The 15322-nt window shown below is 59.4% G+C and carries 21 protein-coding genes; 17 read left to right on the forward strand and 4 right to left on the reverse strand.

The window, feature by feature from the left end:
• Window positions 1–13: 13 nt before the first annotated feature.
• From yejK to HCI85_RS01710, 13 genes are all read left to right on the forward strand, one after another.
• The gene (gene yejK, locus HCI85_RS01650; protein ID WP_167141369.1) at window positions 14–1027 is read left to right on the forward strand and encodes a nucleoid-associated protein YejK; all 1014 of its coding nucleotides are present in this window, start codon (window positions 14–16) and stop codon (window positions 1025–1027) included.
• Window positions 1024–1275 (forward strand): hypothetical protein, encoded by a 252-nt coding sequence (locus tag HCI85_RS01655; protein WP_167141371.1) that lies wholly within the window; start codon window positions 1024–1026, stop codon window positions 1273–1275. Before yejK ends, HCI85_RS01655 begins: the two co-directional genes overlap by 4 nt.
• Entirely contained in the window at window positions 1272–1541 is a 270-nt protein-coding gene (locus HCI85_RS01660) for a hypothetical protein (RefSeq protein WP_167141373.1), read from the forward strand. Before HCI85_RS01655 ends, HCI85_RS01660 begins: the two co-directional genes overlap by 4 nt.
• Window positions 1538–2377, forward strand: coding sequence for a phosphoadenosine phosphosulfate reductase (locus HCI85_RS01665; protein WP_241693710.1), 840 nt, complete (start codon window positions 1538–1540; stop codon window positions 2375–2377). Before HCI85_RS01660 ends, HCI85_RS01665 begins: the two co-directional genes overlap by 4 nt.
• Complete coding sequence (locus HCI85_RS01670; RefSeq protein ID WP_167141375.1) at window positions 2374–4167, forward strand: DNA cytosine methyltransferase; 1794 nt, start codon at window positions 2374–2376, stop codon at window positions 4165–4167. The genes HCI85_RS01665 and HCI85_RS01670 overlap by 4 nt, the downstream gene beginning before the upstream one ends.
• Window positions 4164–4619, forward strand: coding sequence for a hypothetical protein (locus HCI85_RS01675; RefSeq protein ID WP_167141377.1), 456 nt, complete (start codon window positions 4164–4166; stop codon window positions 4617–4619). The genes HCI85_RS01670 and HCI85_RS01675 overlap by 4 nt, the downstream gene beginning before the upstream one ends.
• Entirely contained in the window at window positions 4616–5062 is a 447-nt protein-coding gene (locus tag HCI85_RS01680; RefSeq protein ID WP_167141379.1) for a hypothetical protein, read from the forward strand. The genes HCI85_RS01675 and HCI85_RS01680 overlap by 4 nt, the downstream gene beginning before the upstream one ends.
• Window positions 5059–5838 (forward strand): hypothetical protein, encoded by a 780-nt coding sequence (locus HCI85_RS01685; RefSeq protein ID WP_167141381.1) that lies wholly within the window; start codon window positions 5059–5061, stop codon window positions 5836–5838. Before HCI85_RS01680 ends, HCI85_RS01685 begins: the two co-directional genes overlap by 4 nt.
• The gene (locus HCI85_RS01690) at window positions 5835–6200 is read left to right on the forward strand and encodes a VVA0879 family protein (RefSeq protein WP_167141383.1); all 366 of its coding nucleotides are present in this window, start codon (window positions 5835–5837) and stop codon (window positions 6198–6200) included. The genes HCI85_RS01685 and HCI85_RS01690 overlap by 4 nt, the downstream gene beginning before the upstream one ends.
• Window positions 6197–6739 carry a hypothetical protein gene (locus tag HCI85_RS01695; protein WP_167141385.1) on the forward strand — a complete coding sequence of 181 codons (543 nt, stop codon included), beginning with the start codon at window positions 6197–6199 and terminating at the stop codon, window positions 6737–6739. The genes HCI85_RS01690 and HCI85_RS01695 overlap by 4 nt, the downstream gene beginning before the upstream one ends.
• A 100-nt stretch (window positions 6740–6839) precedes the next feature.
• On the forward strand, window positions 6840–7445 hold the full coding sequence (locus HCI85_RS01700; RefSeq protein WP_167141387.1) for a hypothetical protein: 606 nt from the start codon (window positions 6840–6842) through the stop codon (window positions 7443–7445).
• Complete coding sequence (locus HCI85_RS01705) at window positions 7442–8065, forward strand: DUF4406 domain-containing protein (protein WP_241693711.1); 624 nt, start codon at window positions 7442–7444, stop codon at window positions 8063–8065. The genes HCI85_RS01700 and HCI85_RS01705 overlap by 4 nt, the downstream gene beginning before the upstream one ends.
• A gap of 182 nt (window positions 8066–8247) precedes the next feature.
• A complete protein-coding gene (locus HCI85_RS01710) occupies window positions 8248–8463 on the forward strand; it encodes a hypothetical protein (RefSeq protein ID WP_167141389.1) in 216 nt (71 codons plus the stop codon).
• 179 nt (window positions 8464–8642) lie between these two features.
• On the opposite strand, the gene HCI85_RS01715 is transcribed toward HCI85_RS01710, so the two are convergent.
• From HCI85_RS01715 to HCI85_RS01725, 3 genes are read right to left on the reverse strand one after another with little or no spacing between them, the layout of a single operon-like run.
• Entirely contained in the window at window positions 8643–9527 is an 885-nt protein-coding gene (locus HCI85_RS01715) for a chemotaxis protein CheV (RefSeq protein ID WP_167141391.1), read from the reverse strand.
• Window positions 9528–9566: 39 nt separating this feature from the next.
• Window positions 9567–9815 (reverse strand): glutaredoxin family protein, encoded by a 249-nt coding sequence (locus HCI85_RS01720; protein ID WP_167141393.1) that lies wholly within the window; start codon window positions 9813–9815, stop codon window positions 9567–9569.
• Between the two features lie 50 nt (window positions 9816–9865).
• Window positions 9866–11020 carry a DUF5610 domain-containing protein gene (locus HCI85_RS01725; RefSeq protein ID WP_167141395.1) on the reverse strand — a complete coding sequence of 385 codons (1155 nt, stop codon included), beginning with the start codon at window positions 11018–11020 and terminating at the stop codon, window positions 9866–9868.
• A 259-nt stretch (window positions 11021–11279) separates the two neighbouring features.
• Here HCI85_RS01725 and HCI85_RS01730 point away from each other — a divergent pair, with 259 nt between their 5' ends.
• On the forward strand, window positions 11280–12533 hold the full coding sequence (locus HCI85_RS01730; protein ID WP_167141397.1) for an OprD family porin: 1254 nt from the start codon (window positions 11280–11282) through the stop codon (window positions 12531–12533).
• 71 nt (window positions 12534–12604) lie between these two features.
• On the opposite strand, the gene HCI85_RS01735 is transcribed toward HCI85_RS01730, so the two are convergent.
• Window positions 12605–13813: an ammonium transporter gene (locus HCI85_RS01735; RefSeq protein ID WP_167141399.1), complete on the reverse strand. Its 1209-nt coding sequence runs from the start codon at window positions 13811–13813 to the stop codon at window positions 12605–12607.
• Between the two features lie 376 nt (window positions 13814–14189).
• Between HCI85_RS01735 and HCI85_RS01740 the strand changes: the two genes are divergently transcribed.
• Genes HCI85_RS01740 through HCI85_RS01750 form a run of 3 tightly spaced genes read left to right on the forward strand, consistent with a single transcriptional unit; the run spans window position 14190 to window position 15256 of the window.
• A complete protein-coding gene (locus tag HCI85_RS01740) occupies window positions 14190–14507 on the forward strand; it encodes a DUF883 family protein (RefSeq protein ID WP_090248105.1) in 318 nt (105 codons plus the stop codon).
• Window positions 14508–14519: 12 nt separating this feature from the next.
• Window positions 14520–14903: a phage holin family protein gene (locus tag HCI85_RS01745; protein ID WP_167141402.1), complete on the forward strand. Its 384-nt coding sequence runs from the start codon at window positions 14520–14522 to the stop codon at window positions 14901–14903.
• Window positions 14900–15256, forward strand: a complete 357-nt coding sequence (locus HCI85_RS01750; RefSeq protein WP_160084965.1) for a hypothetical protein — start codon at window positions 14900–14902, stop codon at window positions 15254–15256. Before HCI85_RS01745 ends, HCI85_RS01750 begins: the two co-directional genes overlap by 4 nt.
• The last annotated feature ends 66 nt before the right edge of the window (window positions 15257–15322 follow it).

Here is a 15322-nt window from a genome sequence, read left to right on the forward strand (position 1 = left end):
ACAGGAAATCACCATGCCTATTCGTCACAGCATCATCCATCTGATCGACAAAAAACCAGACGGCAGCCCGGCCGTGCTGCATACCAGCGAACGTGAACTGTTCGAATCGCAAGCGCGCGACAACCTGCTGACAGATCTGAACGAAAGCTACAACGCCAAGCAGGGCAAGGCTTGGGGCTTCTTCCATGAGGAATCCGGCGCCTACCCTCTCAGCGGCTGGCTGCGCGCCTATCTCGACAACACCCAAGACTTCATCGGCTTCACCTGGCAGGCAACCGAACACCTGCAGAAGCTGATGGAAGAAACGAATCTTTCAGTGGGTGGCCACGTCTTCATCGCCCACTACCAGCAGGGCATGACCGACTACCTAGTGATCGCACTGCTGCATCACAGTGAAGGCGTGACAGTTAGCGCGGCGCTGGATGTGTCCCCGGTCAAGCACTTGGACCTTGGCCAGCTGCACCTGGCCGCCCGCATCAACATCAGCGAATGGCGCAACAACCCGAAGTCTCGCCAGTACATTTCCTTCATCAAGGGCAAGAACGGCCGCCGTATCAACGACTACTTCCGCGACTTCATTGGCTGTCAGGAAGGTATCGACGCACCCAGCGAAACCCGCACCCTACTCAAAGCCTTCAGCGACTTCGTGGAAAGCGAGGATCTTTCCGAAGATCAGGCCCACGAGAAAACCGCCACCCTGGTTGGCTATGCCAGCGCCCAGGCCAAGCATGGCGACCCCATCAGCCTGGAAGAGTTGGCAGCGCTAGTCGACGAAGAGCGCCCGACTGCATTCTTCGACTTTATCCGTAACAAGGACTACGGCCTGTCGCCGGAAATCCCGGCGGATAAGCGCACCCTCAACCAGTTCCGCCGCTTCACCGCGCGCACCGAAGGCCTGTCGATCAGCTTCGAATCGCACCTGCTGGGCAAAAAGGTCGAGTTCGACCAGGCCGGCGGTTCGCTGGTGATTCGCGACCTGCCAACCCAACTCGTAGAACAGTTGAAGCGCGCAGGGGCGTCGTCATGAGCCTGGATCGCCAACCTAAAACTTTTCATGTCAGCTTGGCCGTCAGCTACGTGACCGCCCGAGCGCGCCGTCCGCGTGCCTTGGATGACTTGTTGAACGAGCGCGGTACCGGCCGCCCTATTCCCGGCGAAGAGGTGCTTAGCATCGCCAGGGAGTGCGCAGAGCGCGGATTCACCATGATTCCGTCCTGCGATCACGTCGGGCCAGATGGTGGTTGCCTTGGCCATCCGGTGGAGGCCTCGGCGTGAATCGCGAAGAAGCCTACGACACTGTGGCCAAGATCGCCGCCGAGCATGGCCTGATTCTTCAGGCCTTCGGTGGCGTCATCACCATTGTTCACCCTGATACCCAGCGCCAGCACGGTGTCGAGGCCAAGTGCCTTTACATGGCTGGCATGGGGCCATTCCCCGATGAGTCCAAGCCAGCGCCTGAGCAAAAGTCGACGACGGTAAACGAAGAGCAAATAGACCTCTTCGCCCCGCTCGACGCCGAGCAGCAGGAAGGTGCGGTATGACTGACCGCGCGCCAATAGTTGTCGCCTACGGTGGCGGCACCAACAGCACCGCATTCCTAGTTGAAATGGTGCGCCTGGGCGAACCGTTGGACGCGATTCTGTTCGCTGATACGGGCGGCGAGCGCGCCAGCACCTATGCCTACGTGGCCATGTTTTCGGCGTGGCTGGTAGAGCGTGGTTACCCAGCCATCAATATCGTGAAAAAGGGAGGCCGCCAGGAAACGCTGGAACAGGACTGCCTGCGCAAAGCCATGCTGCCCAGCCTTTCCTATGGCTACAAAGGGTGCAGCCACAAGTACAAGATCGAGCCGCAAGATAAGTTCGTGAACAACTGGCAGCCGGCGCGTGAGGCTTGGGATGCCGGCCTGAAGGTGGTGAAGCTGATCGGCTACGACATGGACGAGCCGCATCGCGCCGCCATTCCAGAAGATCGCAAATACACCTACCGCTACCCGCTGCTTGAGTGGAACTGGGGGCGCCTTGAGTGCGTCGCGGCCATTGCTCGCGCCGGTTTGCCGCAGCCGGGCAAATCGGCCTGCTTCTTCTGCCCATCTATGACCAAGCCCGAAATCCTGCAGCTGCGCAAGGAAGAGCCAGCGCTGCTGATCCGTGCGCTGAACATCGAAAGCACTGCAAAAGACGCCGGAAACCTCAACAGCGTTAAAGGCCTCGGCCGGCGCCTGCACTGGGGTGAGTTCATAGAGCTGGCCGACGAGGCCGAAGCCAACGACCCGTCCGCTTTCTTCCTGCGCCAGCAGGACTTTCCGACTCCACCGCCATGCGGCTGCTACGACGGCAGCCCGGCTGATGCCGACGAACAGGAAAACAACGCATGATCAAGCGAACCCTCAAACACTTCCATATGTGCTGCGGACTGGGCGGCGGCGCCAAGGGTTTCAACCGCGCCAAGCCGGTGGTCGGCAACATGCAGGCCGAGTGGCAGTGTGTCGGCGGCGTCGATGTAGACCCTGCTGGGCTGCGCGACTTCCAGCGCCTTTCCGGCATACCCGGAACCCTGATGGACCTATTCACCCGCGAGCAGTACACCGCCTTTCACGGCGTTGAACCGCCAGCCGGATGGCGTGAGGCAACCGCTGAGGACGTTCGCCGCGCGGCCAACAACCAGGACCCTGATGCTGTATTCATCAGCAGCCCCTGCAAGGGAGCCAGCGGCCTGCTGTCGGAGACCATGAGCCTCACCCCGAAGTACCAGGCACTCAACGAACTGACCCTGCGCTGCGTCTGGCTGATGTGCGAAGCCTGGAAGCACAACCCCGTTTCGCTGATCGTCTTCGAGAACGTACCGCGCCTGGCCACTCGCGGCCGACACCTGCTTGACCAGATCGGCAAGCTGCTGGAGTTCTACGGCTATGCCGTTGCAGAAACCACCCACGACTGCGGCGTCATCGGCGGCCTAGCCCAATCCCGCAAGCGCTTCCTGCTGGTTGCCCGTCATATCGAGAAGGTTCCGCCCTTCCTCTACGAGCCAGAGAAAAAGACCCTGCGCGCCGTTGGCGACATCCTCGGCCGCATGCCGCTGGCCGGCGATATCGAAGCAGCTGGCCCGATGCACCGGGTTCCAGCCCTGCAGTGGAAAACCTGGGTGCGCCTTGCCCTGGTGAAAGCCGGCAAGGACTGGCGCTCGCTGAATGAGCTGGCAATCGAGGACGGCTATCTGCGCGACTTCATCATCGTGCCCGAGGCCTATGCCGGCTACCTTGGCGTGAATGACTGGGGCGATTCCATGGGCACCGTTGCAGGTCGCTCAAGCCCCACCAATGGTGCGTTCTCGGTCGCAGATCCTCGCGCCCGCGAGGGTGCTCTGCAATATCAGCAGTACGGCGTGCGCCGTTGGGATGAAACCAGTGGCGCGGTGATCGGCGTCAAGTCGCCCGGACAAGGCACGTTCAGCGTTGCCGATCCGCGCGACCCGGGCATAGGGCACGCCAAGTACAACGTCGCCCAGTGGGACGGCGTTTCGCGCACTGTTATTTCTGGCAGCACCACCGGCCAGGGCGCATTTGCAGTTCAAGACCCACGCACTGGCGGTGCATCCACACACAAGAATGTTTTCCGCGTAGTCGATTACGACCAGGCTGCCGGCACTATCACATCAGGCCACGGCCCAAGCTCAGGCGGTCAGTCCATCGCTGACCCACGCCCGGGCATGGCCAAGGTCAAAGGCGACCCATACCTGACCGGCGGGCATTACGGCGTTGTGCCGTGGAATGGCCAGGCCGGTGCAGTGTCGGCCAGTGCACGCCAGGACAACGGCCGGTGGTCGGTCGCAGATCCACGCATGCCCGCGGCCAATGAGCGCCTGACCTGCGTTATCCGTTCCCTCGACGGCACCTGGCACCGCCCTTTCACCACCCTGGAACTGGCCGCGCTGCAAAGCCTGGTTGATCCGGAGGAACAACTGGAACTGGACGGCCTGAGCGACCAAGCATGGCGCGAGCGCATCGGCAACGCGGTACCGCCATCTGCAGCCGAAGCGATCGCCCACGTAATGGGCACCACTCTTCTGCTGGCCGGTGCCGGCGAGACATTCATGCTCAGCAACATGCCGGTCTGGGTTCGCCCGGTGGCCGTTGGCTTGAGCGTTTCGCACCAGGACAGCGTATGAGTAAGCGCAAACCCAACAACACCCGCGCACGGCTTGAGCGAACCATGCGCGGCCTGCTGCGCCAGCACAAAGCATGCATCGTCGACGCCAGCGTTTCAGAGGTTCAGGTGATGCTGAACTACGGCAATCTGGGCCAGATCATTAGCCGTCAGGTGGCCAATGCCCTTTGCGACATAGCACACCACTGGACGATCTACCTCCCAGCAATCTGCCAGGACGGCGAGAAGCGCTGGGCGAAGTCGATTGAGTACGAGCTGAGCGGGATACACGTAATCACTCGCATGCCAGACCTGTTCGAACAGCCGATCAAAGACCTGATCGCATCGTGCAACCCGAAGCACGTCATCGGCCATGCATGGATAGCTATTCCCGACAGCGTGTCGCTCGACGAAGAACACGCCCACCGCATCTATGAGCGCGTAGGAGCTTGGGCTGCGCGGGAGGTTGCATGAGCCGGCGCAACCAATTCGACCCAGAAAACAACATGGCAGCCCGCGCCCGGGCCGCAGGTATATCACCGAATACCGTGCGAGCTCGCGTGCGGTCGGGCATGACGGTTGATCAGGCCATCAGCATGGCACGCTGCCGCCAAGCACCGCGCGCCACCCTCGACGTGGCCATCAAGCACCGCATCAACCAGCACACCCTGCAGACCAGGCTCGGTAACGGGATGACGCTCGAAGAAGCGCTATCCACACCGGTCGACGAATCACGCTCGCGCAAGGTGTCACGCGCTCAGGTAATCGAAGAGGAATGGGGCAAGCCGCCGATCGAGGTTGTTCGCGAGCTGCTGGCCGAGAACAAAAGCCAACGCACCATCGCACTCATCCTCGGCGCCTGCCTGAACTGGACGCGCGACCTTATCAAGCAAATTGAGCAGGCAGCGAAACCATGAGCCGAATAGCAGCCTTATTCGGCTCACAACCAGTCCAGCCAGCTCTTCAGGTCGTTGAGCGTGCGACGTATCAGGTCGGCAATCAGGTTGCCGATCACTCGACCCAGAACAGCGATAAGAAGTTGGCGCAAAAAGTCTTTCATGTTGGCTCGGCCCTCAGGGTTGGTCACGCCCAGATTCTGCTGTCACGACTTGAGCAGCGTCCTCTTGGGCTTTTTCCAGACCATTGTTTCAGCGCCAAAAACCACAATTTCTTCATGGTTTCCGATTCTGAAATCCCGTCACGACCAGCCAACCGTCAACCCTCGCCCAGTGGTAACGGCATGGGGCGATTTGCAGCTAAATCCGGCTCAGTCCCAAAGGCCAAGCTGGGTGTGAATCATCGGCCGCTGCTGGCCGGCTGCTCGCTCAGCCTGCAGCCAGTCTCTGGCACGCCGGATGTTGAACACAAATACGTTGGCTCTCATTTCAGCAAGCGCCGAACCGCTGATGCTGTAAGACCCACAAGCCTTGCAGTCCACCAGGTCCGCATCCCGGCCCGATTCAATCGTTTCAGCCTGCTCGTTGCAGATGTAGCACTTCATAAACAAAACCTCGGCCAATGGCGAACTGCCAGCCAGAGAACCTACCCGATAACCCTCGCCCACACCACTGGGCCGGCATTGCTCATGAATACCCCGACCTACTGCAAAGCAACCGGCCGGCGCATCGGCGTGTGCGCTTGCCGGAAATGTGTGCCCGTTCCACCAGCCCCACCAAAGGAGCAGCAGCAATGAAAAACATGAGCCTGGCGGATTTCCACGCCTCACTGAAAGCCCAGGGCGTGCCCCGCGATCACTTAGCGTTTCGCTGCCCTATGTGCCAGACGGTCCAATCAGCCAATGACCTGATCACGGCTGGCGCCGGCAAAGACTTCGAAGAGGTCGATAAATACCTGGGCTTTTCCTGCGTTGGTCGCTTCACAGGTGCTGGCAGCCCGTCCGCCACCAAAGGCAAAGGCATCGGCTGCAACTGGACGCTAGGCGGCCTGTTTCAAATGCATGAACTGGAGGTCATCACCGAGGACGGCAAAAACCATCCTCAGTTTGAGCCTGTCACTCCAGAAGAAGCGCAGGCCCACCAGGTGGCAAAGGCATGAGCACGGCAGCAGCCATCCCGGCCTTACTCAACCAACCAGACCGGCTTGGTTCCTGGCAAAAATGGCTTGGAGAGAAGCTACATGCTCTCTGGGAAGACGTCTTTGAACGGGAGAACACCCACTACTGCTTGGCACTTCAGATCAGCACAAATAATCATGGGGATCGACTGACTAGTACGCTCCACATAGGCATTCGAAACAGCTACAAAATTATCGTGACCGCACTTCGGGCAAGTCGGCCTGAACTCGTCATTCGTCATTTCATCCAGCGACATATCAATCTCCTAGACCCGGCCCCATGCCGGCAATCCGACACTACCCCACAACCACCCATCACGCCAACGGGAGGTATCACCGTGCGCGCTCACACCCTAGACCTGACGATTTTGGAACTAGCCAAGTGCCTACGTGCAGCCCGCGAGCTGCGAAAGGTGCTGAAAAAGGAACCGAAGAAACGCCACCCGTGCCAGTCCGGCCACCTGCGGCGCGCATCCATGGATCTGACCCGAAAGCTCGCCGACTTGCGACAGAACCGTTAGCGCCACCAGCCCGACCACTCCCTGCCTGATGCTCGGCCGGGCCGGTGAAGCGCCAGCAGTATCCCACACCATAGATAAACGCCATGCGGCGAGGTGACAAATGAACAACCCAACTCACCACACCTGCTCCACCTGCGGGCACACCTGGCTCCACGGCCAGCACGGCGGGCACAGCTGCGCCACGCTGATGGCCGTCACCATCGCCGAGAAGGATCAGGAAATTGAGCGGCTGAGCAAACTGGTTGCCGCGGCAGATGGTGTTGCTCAGTTACTGGCAGATACCCGCCAGGCCATGGCGGTGCACTGGAAGCCCAAAAGCATTAACGCCCTGCACATCCGCGCCAGAATGATTGACCGGCTAGATGCAGCTCTATCAGGTACGCCGTCTGGACAGCGCTGGACCTTCATCAGCGAGGGCCTGCCAGCAGCGCCGCTATTCGACTCGCTCGAAGTGATTGTCGCCGTTCAGCGCGCTCACAACGGGAAGGTGTATGTCTTCACCACCGACTATCTAAACCGCTACCCCATCATCCGCATGGATCAAACCGTTCAGGACGATGACAACGCCAGCGATGAAATCACAGGCTGGTACTACCTGAGTGATGACGAAGAAACCTGGCATCGCACCCTGGCCGATGGCGATCGAGTGATTGCTTGGCAGTTGAAGCCGGCAGCCCCTGAAATCCCAGAGCAGGTGATGCCATGACCCAGCGCAAACACAACAGCGGCGGCCTGTACGAATGGGCCAATACCTGCGACCAGTGCTTGAAGCCACGCAGCACCGGCAATCACGCTAAGTGCTCGAAGCTGCGCCAGGCTGCAAACCAGCGGGTGACGCAGGAGGTTTTGCCGGCGAACACCACCATGCGCCGCATCTACATCAGCGGGCCGATGACGGGGCTGCCCGACTTCAACTACCCGGCCTTCAACGCCGAGGCCGCCCGCCTCCGCGCGCTCGGGTACCACGTCGAAAACCCAGCAGAGAACCCGTCCCAGGAAAGCTGGGAGGCCTACATGGACGTGTGCATTCCCCAGCTGCTGACCTGCGACACCATTGCCCTTCTGCCGGGGTGGTCGGAATCACGCGGCGCACTGCGCGAGCGCCAGGTTGCAAGTCATGAGGGAATGACCATCACTGCAGCGGCGCGCATACGCGCCCGGAGTGCCTACCGTGGAAAAAATGACCAATGCCAACGCAGCCCTGAGCAAAGCGATCGACCTGCTGGACCAGGCTCATCGGTACCTCGGTCAGTCCAGCAGCGTCAGGGCAATGGATCTGAGCAGGGAGGTGAAAGAGTTCATAGCCCAACACCGCAGTGCGGTTAATTCAGACAATAGTCCGAAGACATGAATGGCTGGAAGGCCCATTCTAGATAGGGGTTGCATATTTAAGATTGGCTATAGGCTGGTATCCGAACGTGGGAATTGAGCATTTTTTCTGCAAACCGGAAAAAACAGATTCCAGCGCGTTATACCAATAGAGAGAGCTCAGCCTTTAGGAAGCAGTTATGGAATCGCGTGAAGGACTATTGATCAGCATCATCGACACGGCCAGCCATGCAACAACGGGAATGGCTCAGATCGACTTGCTAATTGCCGACCTGCTGGCCGGCGCCGATTTGAACCTGGTCTGCAGTCAGATCCTGCGCATCACCAACGAAACCCGCGCAGCTGTACAATTCGAGCGCAGCCTTGCTGAACGCCAGATGACAGCGGAGGCATGATTACTTGAGCGATCGACACGGAAATGGGAATGGTATGCCAAGAGGTATGCCAGCTTTCAACCAACCTTATAAAACCAATCAATAACAATAGGTTGGAAAGACTGTTCTACTCCTGTCTCTCGACCAGATCACATAAAAAAGCCCGCTTAATCGCGGGCTTTTTTATGCCTGGAGAAAGGCTATTGCAAGCTTTCGAACGCATGCACCAGGGCCTTGCTCAGGTCCACGGTGGAGAACTTGGTCAACACCGCATTGGCGCCCACCGCCTCGGCTTTTTCAGTGTTCATGGTGCTGTCGAGCGAGGTGTGCAGCAGCACATAGAGCTGGCCGATATCCGGCTTTTTACGCAGCGTGCGCACCAAGTCATAGCCATCCATTTCCGGCATTTCGATATCCGACACCAACACCTCGATAGGCTCGCCGGCATCGAATTGACGCTGCAGTAACTCCAGCGCTTCGGCGGCGCTGCGCACCATTTGGCAATCCAGCTCCAGCTTGCGCAGGGTAATCATTGTCTGCTGTAAGGCGACGTGGGAGTCATCCACCACCAGTACACGACGCCCCTTAAGCAGCGCGCGCTCACGCTCGGATAACAGCTGATCATCCAACTCCTCAATACTTATCGGCGCGAGCTCGTGCAGGACTTTTTCAATATCGAGGATCTGCACAATCTTGCCGTCGATCTGCGTCACGCCGGTAATAAAGGCTTTGCTGCCGGACGCGGCCGGCGGCGGACGAACGTCACGGGTGTAGCACTGCACGATGCGCTCGACGCTCTGCACATGCAGGCCCTGCCGAGAGCGACTGAGCTCCGTCACGATCAGACAGCCATCATCATTGCCCGGCACGCCTTGCTCGCCGATCGCCTTACCCAGATCAATCACCGTTAGCGCCGAGCCACGCAAGGTGGCAACGCCACGGACATGAGGATGACGACTGGGCAGTTTGGTCAGCGCCGGGCAGGGAATGATTTCCTGCACTTTCAGGAGATTAATGCCCAATAGACGGCCGCTGTGCAGACGGAATAACAACAGTGACAGTGCGTCACCTAGCACGATGCTCATGCGTATGTGTCCTGTAAAAATGCCATCCGTGCCAACGCACTAACCATGACTATTACGCAAGAATTCAACGATCTGTTCGGCCTCGAACGGCCAGTTCAACTCAGCACCGGTATCAATACGGCGCAGCACTGGAATGCGCAGACCATAGTCCTCAACCCAATGCTCCTGCTCAGCGATATCGACCAGCTCGACCAACAGGCCATGCTCGACAAAAGGCATCAGCAACGCCTCGGCCACCTCACACAGGTGGCAGCCGAGCGTACCGAATAATTGGCATTCCGGGAGCATCTGCGCACCTCCACTGACTACTGGAGGTGCAGTTTAGCACTGCGCCTGACTCAGGCGTCCGAGGACTTGCTGCCGTCTAGGGCGGGGTTGAGCAGGTTCTGCAGGCCATCGAGCAAGCGGCTGTTGAGCTGCTCGGCCTTGTCCAGGCGACCGCTGTCAAAACGCTCATCCAGCGAGAAGCCGCCTTTGAGCATATCCAGCAAGCTGGTTTTTGCGGTGCCTTCTTCAGCCACCTGACTGGCGCTGCGCAATGCGTCGAGCAGGCCCTGGGCGTAGTCAATCAGCGAGCTGTTTACTGCGCTGGCTGCTTGGCCGCCGTCCTGTGCAACGGCGCTATAGGCATCGGTTGCTTGGCGAACGGTGGTTTGAGTGAGGCGCAGGGACATCGACGCTAACTGTTCGCCATCCATGTCCAGCGCCATGGCGCGGTCGAAGGCACCCGACAGATCGCCGGCATAGAACTTGTTGGAGAGGTCCTGGACCTGGCCGAAGAGTTTTTCCAGTGCGGCGCGTTCTTCGTCATCCAGCTCGCCTTCGACGCTGACTTGCCAGACACCGATCTGTAGGCTGCCGGATTGGCTGCTGGCCACAACCGAGCTGCCGTTACCATTGCTGCTGGCAACAACGCCACTCTGCGACCAGTTGGCCGAAGCCTGCGCGATGGAAATCCGCAGGCGGTCACCATCACGGGTGGTCACTTCCATATCGAAGGTTTCCGCTTGCGCAGCAAACCGCTCGCTGTAAGCGGCGATATTGGTTGAGCCCCCAACCAAAGCCGCATCAGGATTAAAGCGTTTATCCAGGTCGCTGAAACCATCCTGGATTTTCTGGTAAGTGTCGTCGATATCGCTCGCCACCTTGCCTTGCAGCACCCCCATGCCGTCGAGAATCTTGCGCGCTTCAGCAAAGCCTTTCTCTACGCCACTGCGGGCCTGCTCAAGCAATCCCTTGAGTTTGCTTGGGTCGGCGCCGGCAGCTTGCTCGCTTTGCAGGCGCTGCTCGATGAAACCGAGAATACGACCGGCGACTTTCTCCGGGGTGTAATCATTGGCCTTGCCGGCCAATGCACCCGGCTCAAGCCCAAGGCGTTCAGCCAAACGGTTGGCCAGTGTCGCCTGCGCGTCAGCAGCATTGCGCACAACCGGCTGAGCAGTGGCGGAGGTAGGACGTGAAGCAGAGGATAAATTTGCGGCCAGAGGGTTCATGGCAAAGTACCTGGGCGGTGTATCTGACTGGTTGGCGGCCGTGCGGGATGAAACTTTAGCCTGATTGCGGATAAACCGATCAACGGCGCATCCAGCAGGCTAGAGCGATTGCAGCGGAGACAGTTGGACGCTGCACCCACACAGAGCGCGCCCGAGCAGACCAAAGTCTAAAAGCCAAGCCTAAGCCCCCATGCTTTATTGCGCCTCGCTGTATCAGATCGGCCACAAGCCGACCCGCACACACGAGGAGCTAACAATAATGACTCAATCTCCCCTCGCTCGCGCTGTGGCATTCGCCACACTGGGCACCTGCCTCACCCTGCCATCGCTGGCCCAGGCAGAGTTTATCAAGGACAGCAAAGCGACCCTTGAGCTACGCAATTTCTATATGAACCGCGACCTGCGTAACAGCACTGCGGTGCAGCAATCCAAACGCGAAGAATGGGCCCAGGGCTTTCTCCTAAAAGCCGAGTCGGGCTTTACCGAAGGCACCGTGGGTTTTGGTCTGGATGCTTACGCAGGGCTGGGTCTGAAACTCGATTCGTCTGATGAACGCGCCGGAACCAACCTACTACCAAACGGTTTTGGCGACGAAGGCCCGGGCCAGTATTCCGAAGCCACCGCAGCAGCCAAGGTACGCCTGTCCAAGACAGTCGGCAAAGTCGGCGGACTGATGCCTAAGTTGCCTATCGTGGCGTCTGGTGATTCGCGCCTGCTGCCACAGGTTTTTAACGGCGCGATGATCACCTCCCAGGAGATCGACGGCCTGACCCTGAACGGCGGCCAGTTGCGCGAGGTGAACTTCCGTAACTCGACCGACAGCCAGGACATCACTGCCACCAACGTCGGCGGTGTGAGTGACCGCTACAACTTCGCCGGCGGCGATTACAAATTCAACGCCGGAAACACCACCGTAGGCTTGTGGTACGGCGAACTGGAAAATATTTACGACCAGAAGCTGTATAACCTAATCCACGTACAACCCATCGGTGACTGGAAGCTGGGTGCCAACCTGGCCTACTTCGACTCCCAGGACAACGGCAGCAAACGTGGCGGAAAGCTGGACAATGACCTGACGTCGTTCAACCTCTGGGCTGGCACAGGTGCACACACATTCCGCCTGGGTTACCAGAAGGTCAGCGGCGACAACGCCTTCCCGTTCCTTACCGAAACCGATCCTTACATCGTCAACTACCTGCAAATTCTCGATTTCACCCGCAAAGACGAGAAATCCTGGCAGGCACGCTATGACATCAACTTTGCCACCTACGGTGTACCCGGTCTGAATGCCTTTGTGCGTTACGTCACCGGCGATGGCTTCGACGGCGCTGGTGGCCGTGATGGCAAGGAGTGGGAACGCGACTTCGATGTCAGCTACACCATTCAGGAAGGGACCTTCAAAAATCTGGCATTCCGCTGGCGTAACGCGATGGTGCGCAGTAACGCCGCTGCAACTGGCGGCGACCTCGACGAAAACCGTCTGATCGTCAGCTACACCCTGCCACTGTTCTAAGCCTCAACACTTAAGCGGTTGCCATAAAAAGGCCCGGATACGCTCCGGGCCTTTTGCTTGATGCTTATCGATCAATCCTGGCTGACAGCGCCAATCTTATGCACCGAGAGGTCAGCACCGTAGTACTCCTCCTCCTGGCTCAGGCGAATACCCACGGTGGCCTTCAGCACACCATAAACCAGTAGGCCGCCAATCAAGGCCACCACCACGCCCAGCGCGGTGCCGACAAACTGGCTGGCCAGGCTGACGCCGCCCAGGCCGCCCAACATCTCTTGGCCGAAGATGCCGCAGGCAATACCGCCCCACACGCCGCACAGACCGTGCAGCGGCCAAACGCCGAGCACGTCGTCGATCTTCCATTTCACCTGGGTCGCGGTAAACGCCCAGACGAACAAAGCACCGGCAATCGCGCCAGTAACCAGAGCGCCAACCGGGTGCATCAGGTCAGAACCGGCACACACCGCCACAAGGCCAGCCAGCGGACCGTTGTGCAGGAAGCCTGGGTCATTACGGCCAACAAGCAAAGCCGCCACCGTACCGCCGACCATCGCCATCAGGGTGTTGACCGCCACCAGACCACTGACGCTGCCCAGGGTCTGTGCGCTCATCACGTTGAAGCCGAACCAGCCGATGATCAGAATCCACGAACCCAGCGCCAGGAACGGAATATTTGACGGGGCAAAAGCAACCAAGCGGCCATCACGGTAACGCCCGTTACGGCGCCCCAGGAGGATCACCGCGCCAAAGGCCAGCCAGCCACCCATCGCGTGTACCACCACCGAGCCGGCAAAGTCATGGAAGGTGGCGCCGAACTGCGCCTCCAGCCAGGCCTGGACGCCGTAGTTGCCGTTCCAGATCATCCCCTCGAAGAAGGGGTAGATAAAGGCCACGATCAGCACAGTGGCGCACAACTGCGGACCGAACTTGGCGCGCTCAGCGATACCACCGGAAATAATCGCCGGGATGGCCGCCGCAAAAGTCAGCAGAAAGAAGAACTTCACCAGCGCATAGCCGTTGCCTTCCGTCAGCACGCTGGCAGGCTCTAGGAAGGTCACGCCGTAGGCAATCCAGTAGCCAACAAAGAAATAGGCCAGGGCCGACACGGCAAAGTCGGAGATGATCTTCGACAAGGCGTTGACTTGGTTCTTCTGCCTGACTGTACCCACTTCAAGAAAGGCAAAGCCGGCGTGCATCGCCAGCACCATCACGGCGCCGAGCAGAATAAACAGGGTATTGGAGCCGTGAATCAGGGTTTCCACAGCACTGTTGATGTTTTCCATCTGCGAAGAAAACTCCGTCGCGGGGAAAAAGCACCAAAGCGGATCACAAACCAATAAATACGCACCATATAGCGGCACTTATCATGATCCAGCTTGCCGAGATCCAGGCTGTACAGCACCAAGCCGGTGCCGACTGAACCTTGCCTCGAAGTACTTATTCCATAGTTATTAATAAGTTATTGATGCACCACGGCGTCCTGGCCAGAACCCTCGCAGCCCCATAAAGGAGCGCATCTGCAAGGGCGCGCACCAGCGCAATGCAAGCGCTGTACCAGCCGATCAGTCGGCAGCATCCGTCCTGCACCGAAGAAAAAAGGAACCACTGCCCCACAGAGGACTCGAACCCCCTACACTGCCCCTCATAAGGAGAGACACCATGGCTCGTAAGACCCCCGTATCGTCCAGCTCGGATCAGTTACTCGACGAATTCCAGGCGCTGGTGCGCGACACCGAAAGCTTGTTGCAGCATTCCGCCAGCCTCGCCGGCGAGCAGGCCGAAGAGCTGCGCGAGCAGATCCGCAGCAGCCTGGGCCGTGCGCGCAGCACCCTGCACAACGCCGAAGACGCACTGCATGCCCGCGGCAAGGCGGCTATTGAAGCCACCGAAGGCTATGTGCAGACTCATCCATGGCAGACCCTCGGTATTGCTGCCGCCATTGGCCTGCTATTGGGCATGCTGATTACCCGGCGCTAAAGAGAAACCTTAATGGATGCAACACCGCCCACCCCGCCAAATCGCGGCAGTTCGCCACGGCGGTTTGCCAGCGCCTTGCTGGGGTTATTGCAGGGCCATATCGAGCTGTTTGGCGAAGAGCTTAAAGAGCAGCAAAGCCACACCCTCAGCCTGCTGGTGCTGACCAGCCTGAGTTTGCTGTTCGGTCTGCTGCTGATCATCGGCCTGTCGGCTGCGTTGCTGGTTGCCTTCTGGGAGACGCACCGCCTGCTGGTTATCAGCGCCCTGTGTGGCTTCTATGCACTGGGCCTGCTGGGCACCCTGTTCACGCTGTTGCAGCGTGTACGCAATGCTCCCGCCCCCTTCAGCGCCAGCCTTGAAGAGCTGGCCCGTGACCGTGAGCAACTGCTGCCATGACTATGCCCGAGCTACCCGCCAAGGCCTCGCGCCGCGAGCTGCGCAAAACCCTGCTGCGCATGCGTCTGCAAATGCACCGCCAGGAACTGCGCCATGAAACCCTGGTGATGCTGCAACCACTGCGGCAGGCACAGTACTGGCGCAACCACTGGCGTGAAGAACTGGGCAATAGCAACGCACCGCTTTGGGTCGCTGGCGGCGCACTGCTGCTGGCCACCGTCGGCATTCGCCGTGGCCACTGGCGCCGCTGGCTGCGTATCGCCCTGATCGCCTTCCCGCTGCTGCGGCGCAATCCGCCGCGACGCCCAGACACATCTGCCGACACGACTAAAGATACCCGCGCAGGGGATTAAACTGGCCACGATCTTGCTTAGTCACCTGGCTTCGCCGCCCAACGGGGCGTCTGCCTGGCTAAGGAA

Source organism: Pseudomonas sp. OTU750018 (assembly GCF_011636575.1).
Taxonomy (GTDB): Bacteria; Pseudomonadota; Gammaproteobacteria; order Pseudomonadales; family Pseudomonadaceae; genus Aquipseudomonas; species Aquipseudomonas peli.

Excerpts from the sequence above, each read along its gene's own strand:
- HCI85_RS01680 (WP_167141379.1), top strand. The coding sequence starts at position 4,616 with ATGAGCCGGCGCAACCAATTCGACCCAGAAAACAACATGGCAGCCCGC.
- yejK (WP_167141369.1), top strand. The coding sequence starts at position 14 with ATGCCTATTCGTCACAGCATCATCCATCTGATCGACAAAAAACCAGAC.
- HCI85_RS01675 (WP_167141377.1), top strand. The coding sequence starts at position 4,164 with ATGAGTAAGCGCAAACCCAACAACACCCGCGCACGGCTTGAGCGAACC.
- HCI85_RS01745 (WP_167141402.1), top strand. The coding sequence starts at position 14,520 with ATGGATGCAACACCGCCCACCCCGCCAAATCGCGGCAGTTCGCCACGG.
- HCI85_RS01695 (WP_167141385.1), top strand. The coding sequence starts at position 6,197 with ATGAGCACGGCAGCAGCCATCCCGGCCTTACTCAACCAACCAGACCGG.
- HCI85_RS01670 (WP_167141375.1), top strand. The coding sequence starts at position 2,374 with ATGATCAAGCGAACCCTCAAACACTTCCATATGTGCTGCGGACTGGGC.
- HCI85_RS01700 (WP_167141387.1), top strand. The coding sequence starts at position 6,840 with ATGAACAACCCAACTCACCACACCTGCTCCACCTGCGGGCACACCTGG.
- HCI85_RS01740 (WP_090248105.1), top strand. The coding sequence starts at position 14,190 with ATGGCTCGTAAGACCCCCGTATCGTCCAGCTCGGATCAGTTACTCGAC.
- HCI85_RS01735 (WP_167141399.1), bottom strand. The coding sequence starts at position 13,813 with ATGGAAAACATCAACAGTGCTGTGGAAACCCTGATTCACGGCTCCAAT.
- HCI85_RS01655 (WP_167141371.1), top strand. The coding sequence starts at position 1,024 with ATGAGCCTGGATCGCCAACCTAAAACTTTTCATGTCAGCTTGGCCGTC.
- HCI85_RS01715 (WP_167141391.1), bottom strand. The coding sequence starts at position 9,527 with ATGAGCATCGTGCTAGGTGACGCACTGTCACTGTTGTTATTCCGTCTG.
- HCI85_RS01730 (WP_167141397.1), top strand. The coding sequence starts at position 11,280 with ATGACTCAATCTCCCCTCGCTCGCGCTGTGGCATTCGCCACACTGGGC.
- HCI85_RS01720 (WP_167141393.1), bottom strand. The coding sequence starts at position 9,815 with ATGCTCCCGGAATGCCAATTATTCGGTACGCTCGGCTGCCACCTGTGT.
- HCI85_RS01725 (WP_167141395.1), bottom strand. The coding sequence starts at position 11,020 with ATGAACCCTCTGGCCGCAAATTTATCCTCTGCTTCACGTCCTACCTCC.
- HCI85_RS01665 (WP_241693710.1), top strand. The coding sequence starts at position 1,538 with ATGACTGACCGCGCGCCAATAGTTGTCGCCTACGGTGGCGGCACCAAC.
- HCI85_RS01750 (WP_160084965.1), top strand. The coding sequence starts at position 14,900 with ATGACTATGCCCGAGCTACCCGCCAAGGCCTCGCGCCGCGAGCTGCGC.
- HCI85_RS01705 (WP_241693711.1), top strand. The coding sequence starts at position 7,442 with ATGACCCAGCGCAAACACAACAGCGGCGGCCTGTACGAATGGGCCAAT.
- HCI85_RS01685 (WP_167141381.1), top strand. The coding sequence starts at position 5,059 with ATGAGCCGAATAGCAGCCTTATTCGGCTCACAACCAGTCCAGCCAGCT.
- HCI85_RS01710 (WP_167141389.1), top strand. The coding sequence starts at position 8,248 with ATGGAATCGCGTGAAGGACTATTGATCAGCATCATCGACACGGCCAGC.
- HCI85_RS01690 (WP_167141383.1), top strand. The coding sequence starts at position 5,835 with ATGAAAAACATGAGCCTGGCGGATTTCCACGCCTCACTGAAAGCCCAG.